This is a genomic window from Paenibacillus periandrae, from assembly GCF_022458865.1.
GTDB classification, from domain to species: Bacteria; Bacillota; Bacilli; order Paenibacillales; family NBRC-103111; genus Paenibacillus_S; species Paenibacillus_S periandrae.
In genome coordinates this window covers 277,183-291,026 of the sequence record NZ_JAJNMU010000011.1, presented here as the reverse complement: position 1 = coordinate 291,026, position 13,844 = coordinate 277,183, and the positions used below count along the sequence as shown (strand labels likewise).

The 13,844-nt window shown below is 44.6% G+C and carries 13 protein-coding genes; all 13 read right to left on the bottom strand.

The window, feature by feature from the left end; translation table 11 throughout:
• Nucleotides 1-50: 50 nt before the first annotated feature.
• Entirely contained in the window at nucleotides 51-1,298 is a 1,248-nt protein-coding gene (locus LRL21_RS20315) for a competence/damage-inducible protein A (RefSeq protein ID WP_240417607.1), read from the bottom strand.
• Between the two features lie 50 nt (nucleotides 1,299-1,348).
• Nucleotides 1,349-1,927: a CDP-diacylglycerol--glycerol-3-phosphate 3-phosphatidyltransferase gene (pgsA, locus tag LRL21_RS20310; protein ID WP_240417606.1), complete on the bottom strand. Its 579-nt coding sequence runs from the start codon at nucleotides 1,925-1,927 to the stop codon at nucleotides 1,349-1,351.
• Nucleotides 1,924-3,252 carry a 30S ribosomal protein S12 methylthiotransferase RimO gene (rimO, locus tag LRL21_RS20305; RefSeq protein ID WP_240417605.1) on the bottom strand — a complete coding sequence of 443 codons (1,329 nt, stop codon included), beginning with the start codon at nucleotides 3,250-3,252 and terminating at the stop codon, nucleotides 1,924-1,926. The genes pgsA and rimO overlap by 4 nt, the downstream gene beginning before the upstream one ends.
• A 77-nt stretch (nucleotides 3,253-3,329) precedes the next feature.
• Nucleotides 3,330-3,821, bottom strand: coding sequence for a YajQ family cyclic di-GMP-binding protein (locus tag LRL21_RS20300; protein ID WP_240417604.1), 492 nt, complete (start codon nucleotides 3,819-3,821; stop codon nucleotides 3,330-3,332).
• 31 nt (nucleotides 3,822-3,852) lie between these two features.
• Complete coding sequence (locus LRL21_RS20295) at nucleotides 3,853-4,701, bottom strand: helix-turn-helix domain-containing protein (protein ID WP_240417603.1); 849 nt, start codon at nucleotides 4,699-4,701, stop codon at nucleotides 3,853-3,855.
• A 38-nt stretch (nucleotides 4,702-4,739) separates the two neighbouring features.
• Nucleotides 4,740-5,504 carry a DUF3388 domain-containing protein gene (locus LRL21_RS20290; protein ID WP_240417602.1) on the bottom strand — a complete coding sequence of 255 codons (765 nt, stop codon included), beginning with the start codon at nucleotides 5,502-5,504 and terminating at the stop codon, nucleotides 4,740-4,742.
• Between the two features lie 124 nt (nucleotides 5,505-5,628).
• Nucleotides 5,629-6,468: a type 1 periplasmic-binding domain-containing protein gene (locus LRL21_RS20285; protein WP_240417601.1), complete on the bottom strand. Its 840-nt coding sequence runs from the start codon at nucleotides 6,466-6,468 to the stop codon at nucleotides 5,629-5,631.
• A gap of 92 nt (nucleotides 6,469-6,560) precedes the next feature.
• Nucleotides 6,561-6,815, bottom strand: a complete 255-nt coding sequence (locus LRL21_RS20280; RefSeq protein WP_076232906.1) for a DUF3243 domain-containing protein — start codon at nucleotides 6,813-6,815, stop codon at nucleotides 6,561-6,563.
• Between the two features lie 77 nt (nucleotides 6,816-6,892).
• Nucleotides 6,893-7,651 (bottom strand): elongation factor P 5-aminopentanone reductase, encoded by a 759-nt coding sequence (gene ymfI, locus LRL21_RS20275; protein WP_240417600.1) that lies wholly within the window; start codon nucleotides 7,649-7,651, stop codon nucleotides 6,893-6,895.
• A complete protein-coding gene (gene yfmH / locus LRL21_RS20270) occupies nucleotides 7,651-8,934 on the bottom strand; it encodes an EF-P 5-aminopentanol modification-associated protein YfmH (RefSeq protein WP_240417599.1) in 1,284 nt (427 codons plus the stop codon). The genes ymfI and yfmH overlap by 1 nt, the downstream gene beginning before the upstream one ends.
• Before the next feature lie 3 nt (nucleotides 8,935-8,937).
• A complete protein-coding gene (gene yfmF / locus LRL21_RS20265) occupies nucleotides 8,938-10,221 on the bottom strand; it encodes an EF-P 5-aminopentanol modification-associated protein YfmF (protein ID WP_240417598.1) in 1,284 nt (427 codons plus the stop codon).
• Nucleotides 10,222-10,330: 109 nt separating this feature from the next.
• Complete coding sequence (gene sleB / locus LRL21_RS20260) at nucleotides 10,331-11,110, bottom strand: spore cortex-lytic enzyme (protein ID WP_240417637.1); 780 nt, start codon at nucleotides 11,108-11,110, stop codon at nucleotides 10,331-10,333.
• A gap of 143 nt (nucleotides 11,111-11,253) precedes the next feature.
• Nucleotides 11,254-13,809, bottom strand: a complete 2,556-nt coding sequence (locus LRL21_RS20255; protein ID WP_240417597.1) for a DNA translocase FtsK — start codon at nucleotides 13,807-13,809, stop codon at nucleotides 11,254-11,256.
• Nucleotides 13,810-13,844: the final 35 nt, after the last annotated feature.

Below are 13,844 nucleotides of genomic sequence, written 5' to 3'. Positions count from 1 at the left end.
TTACATTGGCTGAGCGCTTTCAAGTTCTAATTCTATCAATGCTGACTCTCTCAAACGACCAGACGTTTCCACAATTGGTATAATGCCGCCTTTGCAGCACGGAGCTTGATATTGTCCCGATTTCCGGATAACTGCAACCGCTCCAGAATCGGCAGCCCTTCCTTGCAGGCGATAGCCAGGTAAACAAGACCCACAGGCTTTCCTTCGGATTCATCCGGTCCCGCCACACCAGTAATAGCAACCGCAAAATCAGCGTCTGCCTGAAGTCGCATCTGTTCTGCCAAAATACCAGCTGTTTCAGCGCTCACAGCACCCGGAGCTCCCACACCTTCCAAAATGCTCATCGGCACATTCAACAGCTTATTCTTTAACATATTTGAATAACATACAATACCTCCACGGAATACAGCAGAACTCCCGGGGACTGCAGTCAGCAAGTGGCCAAGGAGCCCTCCTGTACAGCTCTCAGCGGCTGTCAGAATCAATTTACGCTCCTGCATGATACGAATGATCTCCCGTTCTATAGGAACGTCTACAGAGGCGTATATGTAGTCTCCCAGCCTGCTTCTGATTTCCTGCTCCAGCGGCTCCAGCTTTATATCCGCTTCTTCTTGCGAAGAGGCGCGCGTAGTAATGCGTATCGTAACCTCAGACTCCTTGGCATAAGGAGCTATGGTCGGGTCTGTTTGTGCGTGAATCAGATCCAAAAGCTCATGTTCCAGCGTAGATTCCCCAATCCCCGCAAATTTCAACATCCTGGAGAATAAAGGATTCACCCCGCTCATCTTCGATGCGATCCAGGGCGCTGCGTAACGATCGAACATCGGCTTCATTTCTTTAGGTGGGCCGGGTAACAGTATGTAGTGAGTGTCATCCTGAGTCAAAGCGATGCCAACAGCCATTCCTACATCATTCGTCAAAGGATCACTGTTCTCCAGCATAAGCGCCTGTCTGCGGTTGCTTTCGACCATATGAATGCCTCTTGACCCAAACACTTGCTCGATATGATCCATTGAGGGCTGGTGGATGACTATCTTTTGTCCCAGAAAAGCGGCAAGCGCATCCTTGGTCAGGTCATCCTGAGTCGGTCCAAGCCCGCCTGTACAAATGATTAAATCCGCACGGCTTTTGGCAATTTGCAGGGCGTCCGCCAAACGGCTTTCATTATCACCAACAACGGTCTGGTAGTACACACTTACTCCCAAATCTGCACAGCCCTGGGCTAAGTACTGAGCATTGGTGTTCACAATCTGTCCTAATAAAAGCTCGGTGCCAACTGCTATAATCTCAGCTTTCATCCAAACTACCTCCCTTATGGAACAAAAAAACAATAGGAAGCTCCTACTGTTTATTCGTTAAAGTTAATGACATGTTTGTTTTTAATAAAATAATCAAGGCCCGAATACAAGGTTATGATAGCCGCGACCCAGCTTGCAAATAAATCAAAGCGCAGGTTAATGAAAGCAAAGGGAAAATTATTGATCAGCAGTGCAATGATTGCTGTAATTTGGGCTGCTGTTTTCCATTTACCCCATTTACTAGCCGCTATGACATGACCCTCAAGCAAGGCGATCTGTCGCAATCCTGTAACAGCAAACTCACGACTAATAATCACAATAACGATCCATGCACCGACCTTGCCCATCTCCACCAGAGATACGAGCACAGCAGATACAAGCAGCTTATCAGCCAAGGGGTCCAGCAATTTCCCCAAATTGGTCACCAGCTTGCGTTTCCTGGCAATATATCCGTCCAGACCGTCTGTCCAAGCTGCAATGATGAAAATAAGCGCAGCAATTATTTGGTTGTAGGTGATGGTGAACTGATCCATTTCAATTAGGGGAAACTTTAAATTAACAAGCAAAAAAAACATAATGATAGGTACTAAAAAGATCCTCGCCAAAGTGATCCGATTGGCCAGGTTCATGCCACAACCTCCCCGGACAAATCAAACTCGAATGAGTGGGTAATGTGAACCTTGGCTAACTCTCCAATCTTAAGCTGTGTCCCTTTTACAAATACCTCTCCATCAATCTCAGGAGCATCATACTGGGAACGACCAATATAGACATCATTTCTGCCGTCATACTTTTCAATCAACACATCAACGGTTTCGCCTACCCGGTTTCCGTTTCGGATATTAGAAATACTGCGTTGAATTTCCATGATGGTATTAGCCCGATATTCCTTAACATCATCCTGAATCTGATTCGGCAGACGGGCAGCTGGTGTATCCTGCTCTTGTGAGTAGGCAAACACACCTAGGCGGTCAAACTCCACTTCCGTCACAAATTGCTTCAAATTCTCAAAATCCTGCTCGGTTTCGCCCGGGAACCCTACTATAAGCGATGTACGAAGAGAAACATTAGGAATACGTGAACGGATTTTTTCAATCAGTGCTCTTGCATCCTGCTGTCTGCCCGGTCTTCTCATCCGTTTCAAAATAATATCTTCACTATGCTGCAAAGGCATATCCACATATTTGCATACCTTTGGATTAGAAGCAATGGTGTCGATCAGCTCGTCAGTGAAAAATCCCGGATATGCATAATGCAGTCTGACCCATTCGATACCAGCTACTTCCGTAACCTTATTCAACAAATCAGGCAGTTTAAAGCCGTCATACAAATCCGTACCATAATTCGTGGAATCCTGTGCAATCAGACTGATTTCACGAACGCCCTGTGAGGCCAATTGCTCAATTTCCGCAATAATGGATTCCATGCTTCTACTGCGGAATTTACCGCGCATGATTGGAATACTGCAGAACGTACAGGCATTGTCACAGCCCTCGGCAATTTTTACATAAGCGGTATAACGAGGAGTCGTCACACGCCGTGGAAGCGGCTTGTCATAGTTAAAAACCGGGTTCCCCACCAAGACCGGCTTTTTCCCAGCAAGTGCCTCATCAATAATTTCATTGATTTTATCAAAATCCCCTGTGCCTACGATCCCATCTATTTCAGGCATTTCTTCCAAAAGCTCTTTTTTGTAGCGTTGAGTCAAGCATCCGGAAACAATCAATGCCTTCAAATTAGCTGTCTGCTTCAAATCAGCCATGTCCAGTATGGTATTAACGGATTCTTCCTTTGCTGCATCAATGAACCCGCAGGTATTCACTATAATTACAGTTGCTTCTTCCTTATCCGATACTAATTCGTAGCCACGTCCAAAAACAAGTCCTGACATGATTTCGGAGTCAACGAGGTTCTTCTCGCAGCCGAGCGTAACTACTTTTACTTTCTCTGTCATATCCATATCCTCCAATAGTAAATCAAGCCTATGGGTCAAGTATAAACGAACCGAATGAATAGTGTCAAAAATGTATATTAGCGAAAATTTAAAAATTGTAAATCGAGGGGCAGATCTGCCTTGCGAAGAAGCTGGATTACCTGCTGTAAATCGTCCTTGCTTTTGCCTGAAACTCTGATTTGATCGCCCTGAATTTGGCTTTTCACCTTAAGCTTGGAATCCCGGATCATGATATTAATTTTTTTGGCATTATCCTGATCAATTCCGGATTTGAGCTTTACCTTTTGCCGAACGGTCTGAGATGAAGCAGGTTGAATTTTGTCATACTCGAGATTTTTCAAGGAAATTCCCCGTTTGGCCATCTTGGAATGTAAAATGTCGATTACGTTTTGCAGCTTGAACTCATCATCGGAGATAATAACTAATTCATCTTTTTCAACTGCGATACTGCTTTTGCTATTTTTAAAATCAAATCGGGTCATAATTTCTTTCTCCGCTTGATTAATCGCATTGTTCAATTCCTGCATATCCATTTTCGAGGCAATATCAAAAAAACTTTCGTCAGCCATGGTTACACTTCCTTTTTATATAATTAATGACTTACGCTTTTTGCAAATCGATTTGAACCCGCTTGGCATTGGGTGTGTCCCCTAATACGATAAGGGTACCATTCACATTCAGCTCAACTGCATTGGAACGGCCAAATATCATAAAAGCCGAATTGGCAATCTCCCAGCTTTGCTCCTTACCCTTGGTGAAGGTGCCTTGCTCAAGCATTTCGCGTGGTTCTCCTAATGAATCAATCTGCATCCAGCAAGCGTCGCCGACAATCTTCATTGAGATCATTAGCTTATCTGCGTTGGTAACCGCGTAATAATCGGTACCTCCTTGACTTTTGACCAGCTTCACCTCTGTTTTAGCTACAGGAACAGTCGGGGGAGCAGGCACCGTCGGTGCCTTTTTGTCGTAAACAGGTGTGGTTACAGTGCCGCTATTGACATTTGGATCCACTTTATCCGTGACCCGATTCGGTTCGTTTACAGGATTGGCTTCATTCGGCTTACTATTATAATTCATGATTAAATAATAATAGATGATCCCCAGGATGAGAACAAAAAAGGCAATCATCATGACAGTGGAAACCCATTTGCCCATTCTTTCGGTATTTCGCGTCGTTCTCTTGGAGCGAGTAGGTTCAATATGGTCTGGTTCCGCCGCGGGAATCACATTTTGATATAAGCTTAATATTTCATTAGGCTCCAGCCCCACCGCTTCGGCATAGCTTTTGATAAATGCTCTAACATAAAAATTTCCCGGTAAAATTTTGTAATTACCGTCTTCAATCGCTTCCAAATAGCGCTTACGAATTTTTGTGCTTTCCTGCAAATCTTCTAATGAAATCTTTTTTTCCAACCGTGCTTTTCGCAACAATTGCCCAAGATCAGACATGTTCTCACCCCTTTCGGATATTTATTGTGTATGGATTATTAATAATCATTGATACCATTTGTTATGGCATCATAATTAATTTCTTCATCAGGTGTATTGCGCAGCTCAACAATATAATTGAAATGATCGTACGTATATTCAGAATCCCGCACAAAAATATCCGGATGCTCGATAACTTTTGTAGAGGGCATACTCATAATTTGCTGCAGCAGAGAGTGATGCTTTTCATTGGATCGGATGGTCGATACGATACCGTCAATAATAAAAATATTGTTCGGGTTCATCTCTTCCTCAGACAATTGACTGCGAACCGTTTGGCGCAATAGTGTTGAGGACACAAAGTTCCAACGTTTATTGGAGCAAACACTTCCGGCTATGATCGATTCCGTCTTGCCTACGCGCGGCATGCCTCTTAGTCCTACGACCTGATTGCCGTCACGCTTGAAAATTTCACCGAGGAAATCGACCAAAAGTCCCAACTCATCGCGCGTGAAGCGAAATGTTTTACGATCATCCGAATCTCTTTCAATGTATCTGCCGTGACGAACAGCTAATATATCAACCAGCTTAGGCTCTCTGAGTGCTGTTATAGTTATATTATCCACTTTACGCAGCATTTTACCCATCAAGTCAATTTTTTCATTATCATTGGTTTGCAGCAGCATACCTCGGGTCCGATCTTCCACCCCGTTAATCGTTACAATATTAATATCCAGCATTCCCATCAGAGAAGCTACATCCCCTAATAGACCAGGACGATTTTTATGTATTCTGTATTCCATGTACCACTGCTTTGTTTCCATTATAGGCACCTCATATCGATGATAATCACACATCAACTCAAATTTTTGGAGCATGTTACAAAAATATTCTACAATTTTCGAGAAAATCCTTCCTGCTTCTTAAAGATTTCTTTATTATTCTTAATTAAGGCTTGATGATTTGTATTTCCTGAGAAGTATATTCCTGATTTCCATTCACCCATGTCCTTGTTTCTATGGATTGCAAGATAGAAGACAATAAAGTACTCCATTGCAGTTCAATGGAAACGGCTGTCATATCAATTACAGGCACCTTTAGGTTTTTAACCCGCTGCAGGGTGCTGGCATCCAAAGGTGAATAAACAGCTATCCAACTCGGTCCATGCCTCCTAACCTGATTCTGAAACTGAGGGAACCAGCCTTCGGCATCGGATATTCCTATCGTTTCAGCTTCCTCGGAAGGTGCCCACAATGAAGGTATCGGCCTAGCGCCGACTGTCACCCATTCAATCGATTTACCCAATATTTGCTGCTGCTTAACCCACTCGTCCCATTGCTTGTCCATAAAGCCTTGTCCCGTCTGTTTCCATACGATATGTTTATCCGTGACTGGCGGATTATCAACCGATACCGTATCATCGAGTAAAACCCACCTTTTGTCGGGAAGTGTCGAAGCAATAGGTGCTACTTGTCGAGTAAGCTCGTTTCCAATAACAATTATGTAGGTATAGGGTCTCGTTTTCAGAGCGGTAATCTGCGGTTCCTTGAGCACTGCTGTATCCGCCATCCACTCAAAGGCAATATGATGACTGTCACGCCATGATATCCATGTATTTTGTAAAGTTGATTTTGCAGCATCCGATATATGTTCTTTGGAAATGATTAAAACGGAAACTTTGGATTCCAGTACAGCGGGGTCAATTGCGGGAATGTTTTTACCACAGCCTCCAAGCACAAATAGTATGCATAAAGTAAAGAGCCCAGTTGTCCATCTCTTCTTACTCAACTACCTCTAGCCGCCTTTCCAATCAAATTAAGTTAAGTATACCACAAAAGTAACGAAAAGCCCCCTTGGAAGGAGGCTGCTGTCAATTGCATTTAGGTTCCCGGTGTAACCAGCTTTACCATCAACTTGGCGATTGTTCTCTTTTCCTGCTCATCCGCAACATCCCAGAGCTCTTTAAGCACTCGCTCTTCATTATTTTCCGGGTCCACCTTATCAGATAGAAACTCCCCGATTTGAAAGGCCAGCTTGTTTATCGTTTCATCCTTCATGCCAGCTTTTTCTGCCTGATCGATGCGTTCATTCAAAAATTGCTTCCAACGGTCAAATACCTTCAGTACAGTTGCCATTGCTCATAGCCTCCTTGGTGAGTCAAAGTGTATTACCACTTTTACTATTCGCCAAATTGAGGTCTACTATACCATGCTTAAGTTAACCAACCGCCATTGGGACTAATAATCTGACCAGTAATATAACCGGATTCCGGAAGCGCCAGAAAATAAACCAAGGACGCAATTTCATTCGGCTGAGCAAATCTGCCGGCAGGAATTTCATTCTCGATAGCCGCTTTTTCCTGTGAATCAAAGTTGGCCATCATCAGTGTGTCAACCGCGCCAGGTGCCACCGCATTCACGGTAACACCGGAAGGAGCCAATTCCTTGGCTAAAGCTTTCGTAAAGGCATTGATACCGCCTTTGGTAGTGGAATATAACACCTCACAGGAGGAGCCGGAAATTCCCCATATCGAGGACACATTAATAATTCTTCCATATTTTTGCCGGATCATCGGTTTCATGAACTGCTGGCTGATCAAAAATGAACCTTTCAAATTGATGCTCATGACATCATCCCAGAGCTCCTCGCTCACATCGGAGAGCATCCCGTAATGGGAAACCCCCGCATTGTTGACGATAATATCTGGTGTCATTTCATGATGATCCAGTTTCTCCTGCAGCCGCAAAATCTGCTCCTTGCTGCGCAGATCGGCCGTAGCCGTGAGCACCTTTGCACCTGTTTTCATACATCTGCGTGCCGTATCATTAGCCGCTTCATGGGACTGCATATAATGGATCACGACATTCATACCTACGGAAGCGAATCTTTCGGCAATTGCAGCACCAATACCGCGGCTGCCACCCGTAACAAGTACGGTTTGCTCGTTAAAGGGACGGATCGGATCATTCATTACGCTTCACTTCTGACAATGGATACGGCCAGCTGGTTCCAGTCAAAATGCTCGTTCAGCATTGTCGTTACATCTTCAATTGTCAATTGCTCATACACAGGCAATATGTCAAATAAATCGATTTGTTTAAAACGATATTTGGTGAATTCATTGGCAATGGACTCTGGAGAATTCAACTGCCGCAAAAAACCTCCAATTTTCTTTTTACGGCTTCTCTCAAAATCGGTTGGCGCAATCCCGTTCTCCTTCACCTTATCGATTTCCTCACGAACTCGTGAAACCAATTGGTCAGGGTCTGGTGTATCGCCACCGATGATAGAAAAGGCATAATTTTCTGCAATATTGTACTCACTTCCAAAGCTGTCAGAAATGATTTGTTCCTCGTATAGCTTTTGATAAATAGCCGAGCTTGGACTGAGCAAAATATCCAGTAAAACCTTCATAACCAGCTCCCGCTTCAGCAGCTCCTTGCCACTAGCATCCTGCTTCCGTTCCTTGCAGCCAAACAAGCATTTGGGAAGAGAAACCGGGAGTACGGTTACTTTCTCCTTGTTCTTGACGGTGGTTGGCTCTTGCTCAAATAAACGATGAATTTCACCCTGAGGCTTATACTCCTTAGCAGCCTGATTGCTCCTGATCAACTCCATCGTTTCCTCGGGATCGACGCCACCGACCACAAACAAACTCATATTGCTGGGATGATAAAAGGTGTGGTAGCAATCATACAGCAGTTCTTTGGTAATCTTGGCAATGGACTCTACGGTACCGGCGATGTCAATATGTATCGGATGGTAGTGATACATCGTCTCTATCAAACCAAAATAAACCCGCCAATCCGGATTATCCTGGTACATTTTGATTTCCTGACCGATAATTCCTTTTTCCTTATCTACGTTCTCATCGGTAAAGTATGGATTTTGCACAAAATTTAACAAGGTAGTCAAATTTTCAAGGACATGCTCTGTTGCCGAAAATAAGTAGGCTGTCCGGTCAAAGCTGGTAAACGCGTTGGCAGAGGCACCATTGGAAGCAAATACGGAAAAAATATCGCCAGTCGGCTCCTCGAACATTTTATGCTCCAAAAAGTGGGCGATTCCATCAGGAACTTTAATCTCGGAAGCACCCTCCACACGGAAATGATTGTCAATCGATCCATAGTGGGTGGAAAAGGTAGCAAAGGTTTTGGAAAATCCTTCCTTAGGAAGTATAAAAACGGTCAATCCGTTAGGAAGCTGCTCTGTATAAATAGTTTCCTTCACATGAGGATACGGTATCGCCTTCATATTCTACACCTCCTCCTTTCGGTCACGTAAGAAGTAAATCGTATCGAGCTTGACCTTGCTTGCTGCGGCTTGAATTTGCGCTTTGTTGACAGCAAGAACATCATTAATCAAATCAGGTACCGTACGCTCTACACCCGATAATATATTGTTAAAATCAAAAGAAATCAGTTCGAACGCGGAATCCTGAAGCTGACGCAGATGTCCCGTAATCATGGCCTGGGTTTGCTGCAGCTCGATATCATTGATATCACCCGCAATCATTGCGTCCAGCTGCTGACGGATAATCGCCACGGCCTTCTCATAGTTTTCAAGTTCAATGCCTGATTGTATTGTAAGTATTCCCTTATGCCCATCCAGCCTTGAAGAAGCATAATAAGCAAGACTTTCCTTTTCTCGCACATTGACAAACAGCTTGGAGTGCGGATATCCACCTAAAATGCCATTATACATAAGCATCGTCGGATAATCCGCATCCGCATAGGTGGTATGAGTTCGCAATCCCAAATTAAGCTTGCCCTGCTTGACGTCAAGCTCTTCTATAACCTCGCGAACCTCTACTGCTTTGGATTGACCTTGAAGGGTGGAATAGTCTCCAGCAATCTCCCTTTCTCCACCAAAGCTGCTATCCACAAGAGCCATGACTTCCTTAAGCGTGGTTTTGCCCACTACATAAATGTCGATAGGCGATTCTTTCAGCCATTGCTTGTAATACGTATACAGCTCCTTGCTGGTCAGCTGCTTTAAGGCTTCAATCGTACCGAGCGGGTGCAGACGGTAGGGCTCACCCTTACACATTTCCTCTATACAACGCTCTGCTGCATATTTTACCTTATCGTTAATGATCGATTCGATACGTTTTTGCAATGTTGTTTTTTCGGAATCGACGTATTTGGAGGTAAATTCGCCATCTTGGGCAGCCGGTTGGGTAATCGCCTCTCCGACAAAACGCATGCCCTGCTCCAAAAGCGATTCGGTACTGTTCACGAAGTCATCCTGTATCAGGTCCATCCGAAACTGTACCATCTGATAATCGCCGCGCTTATAAATATCAAACCCAAAGCCCGCACCGTATAAATCGTCCAAACGTTCCCGGAACTGCTTGGTTTCTGGATAAACCTTAGTACCGCGACGCAATACAAATGGGATTAATGCTGTCGGTGTTACCGTTTCCTCCTGTAAGCGACTTCCGATATAAACCGATATGGCATACGTTTTAAATTGCTCTGTGGGCAGCACATGCACCCTGATATTATGAACCGTACCACGTTGAAATTGAACATTTTTCAAAAGGGAGCAGCTCCTTTCAGCCTGTAATCGAACTCCATACCATTATATTCCTTCATAAACAGAAGAAGCAAACGAACTTCGTTTGCATCCTCTAAATGAATTATCCATTTTATTTGCAAAAAATATGCTTACCGATGGTTTTGACTTGCGGACGCCCCCATATCCATTTGGAGGTGGCAGTTTCCGGATTAAAATAGTATATGCAGCCTCCCGATGGATCCATGCCATTTAACGCTTCCTGTACAGCCTTCTTGGCATTTTCATTAGGTGTCAGCCATATTTGTCCATCTGCTACAGCTGTGAATGCTCCAGGCTGAAATATGACTCCTGACACGGTGTTAGGAAAGCTCGCCGATTTGACTCTATTCAATATGACAGCAGCTACAGCGACTTGTCCTATGTAGGGCTCGCCTCTTGCCTCTCCATATACCGCATTGGCCATCAAATTCAAATCTTCTGTGGATAAGCCCAAATGATTGGTCGGTGCCAGGTTCGCATTCTTATCCGGGGCCGGCTCGGCATTACCTCCACCATCTGCAGTATTGGAGGGTGGCAGCTCATTGGCTGTCGGCTTGTAATCCTTCGTCGCTTCCCATAGCTTCAGCTTCGTTTTAGAGCCAGCTATACCGTCAACCTTGATGCCGAATTCAGATTGAAACCATTTTAACGATCGCAGAGTATTGTATCCAAAATCTCCATCTACAGCGCTGTTATAAAAGCCGAGAAATTTTAATCGTCCCTGCAGCTCATACACATCTTTCCCTGCTGCCCCATACGCAATATCATTCTTGCTGAAGGTTTGCTCGGTTTCAAGCTTCTGTTTTAATTGATAGCCTGTAAACAGCACGATTAATAAAGCTGCAGTTATAAGCACTAGTCTTTTATTCATTTGCATTGCGTGCACACTCCCACTTCATAATGGTAAACATTTATGGTTATTATGAGAAAGGCGGCACGCTTATATGCATACGGAAGCTGAAAAGCAAAATGAACAAAAAAACATGCCGGATTCATCATCCGACATGCTCACTTTTACGAACTCATTCTGCCCTGATACTGTTCCAAGGAAACCAGCACCTCACGTGGCTTACTACCTTCATATGGCCCTACAACACCCTTGGCTTCCATGGAGTCAATCAACCTGGCAGCACGTGTGTAGCCTACCCGCATCCTGCGCTGAAGCAAAGATACCGATGCTTGCTTGGCCTCCAAAATAATTTGTACTGCTTGGTCATATAGCTCATCCTCGACCTGATTAGTTCCTTCAGCCTGCTCCTCGACCTGAGGTACCATATCTTCTACATAATTGGCCTGCTCTTGATTTCTCACGAAGTTAACAACATCTTCCACTTCATTGTCGGACAAAAAGGCACCCTGCACGCGCACAGGCTTGGAAGCCCCCATCGGAAGGTACAGCATATCTCCACGACCTAACAGCTTCTCGGCGCCAGCCATATCCAATATCGTACGGGAATCCACATTAGATGATACACCAAATGCAATACGAGAAGGAATATTAGCTTTAATAACTCCTGTAATAACATCAACTGACGGCCTCTGTGTGGCAATAATCAGATGTATCCCTGCGGCACGCGCCATTTGTGCTAAACGGCAGATCGCATCCTCCACATCATTCGCAGCCACCATCATTAAATCAGCAAGCTCATCTACGATAACGACAATATAAGGGAGCGGAGCTCCGGACTTGGTTTCCAGCAGCATCGCATTGTAGCCTTCTAAATTACGCGTTCCGCTTTTGGAAAACAGCTCATATCGTTTTTCCATTTCAACAACGACCTTTTTCAAAGCAAGCGAGGCCCGCTTCGGATCTGTAACAACAGGGGCAAGCAAATGGGGAATTCCATTATAGACGTTCAATTCCACCATTTTCGGGTCAACCATCAAGAAGCGTACCTCGTTAGGCTTTGCCTTGTACAAAATACTTGTAATGATCCCGTTAATACAGACTGATTTACCTGAGCCTGTTGCTCCAGCTACGAGCAAATGCGGCATACGCGCCAGGTTTCCGACTATCGGCTGTCCGGCAATATCACGCCCTAATGTGATCGACAGCTTGGCACTCGAATCCTGAAAAACAGCGGTTTCCATAACCTCTCGCATCGTTACTATCGACACCTCAGCATTCGGCACCTCAATCCCGATTGCAGCTTTGCCTGGAATAGGCGCTTCCATCCGGATATCCTTAGCCGCCAAGGCTAGCGCAATGTCATCCGTAAGGCTTACAATCCGACTTACCTTGACACCAACATCCGGCTGTATTTCATATCGAGTTACAGAGGGTCCGCGTACAACCTCCAGCACCTTCGCCTTCACGCCAAAGCTTTCCAGTGTAGCCTCCAGCTTGCGGGCAACCGCTTTATAATCGAGTGAATCGGCACCCTTGAGAAGGCTTGGCTTGGCCAACAAATCCAGAGCAGGCAGTACATACGGCTTCTGAGGTTTAACGGGTATATCCATATTCCCTATCTCCCCTAATTCCTCTGCGATTTCATCGTTTTCGCTGGCTGGGGATTGGTCTATTGAAGGAGCAGCAGTAACAGCTGCTGGTGGTATGCTCGATATTTCCTGCTGGACCTGCTCTTGAAAATCACGAATAATCGGAATTGGAGACTCCTGCTCGACCTCTCTTTTGTAAACCGTCTCTTCCACAATTTCCGGTTCGCTCTCAGGTTCAGGCTGCTTAGCTGATAATGGAAGTTCATCTTCAAAGACTTCCGGCTCAAATCCCTTAGGAATAGTTGACTTCGGCTTCGTATGCACCCGATCCATGAATGAAGTAAAGGCTTTATTCGGCCTTTTAACTTTACGCTCCGGCTTCAACGTTTCTTCATCAAATTCATTATCATCCGGCATGAGAGGAGCCACATAGGCTTTTTTCTTGACTGCAACTGTTTCTGCCGCTGTCGTCGCCTTCTGTTTACGTTCTTCCCACCAACGATTTATGTATTGGCCAAGTGCTGTGTCTGCGAACGTTTTCTTTCCTTTTATTTTTCCCATCATATCGCCTAAAGTAAGACCGGTAAGCAAAATAAACCCGATAATGAAAAGCGTATATTGGATCAATTGAGCACCTATTTTTACGAATAGAAAATATAAGGTTCCATATAACGCGGCTCCGAGCATTCCGCCGCCAACCTGATGCGTAAGAATAGCCTGTCCTTTGTCAGTCGCACTGAAGCCATCCACCATACTGGCCCACGTTTGTGACCAAATCATACCGGCTGTGTATGCGCCTTTTGGATAGAGCTGCTCAAACAAGCTGATGTGACTCATAATAAGAAGGGCAATAATCATCAACAAAATTCCCGTCTTGCGGGATGTTCGCCAATTCGGCCATTTCCGTTTCACCATTACATACAAGCCTGCATAAATAAAAACAAGCGGAATGATGAAATCCCACGTCCCGATTAAAAATCGAAACAAATAGCTTAAAGCACGAGCAACCGGACCTTCCCGGGAAAGTGCGATTACCGATAACGTTAATATTATAATTCCATAGAGCTCATACTTTAAATTAGTTTTTATCGATTTTACAGACGCCTTACGTTTCTTTTTTGGCCTGGCCAAGACGGCTCACCCCCAAGAATAAAGTATACCATACT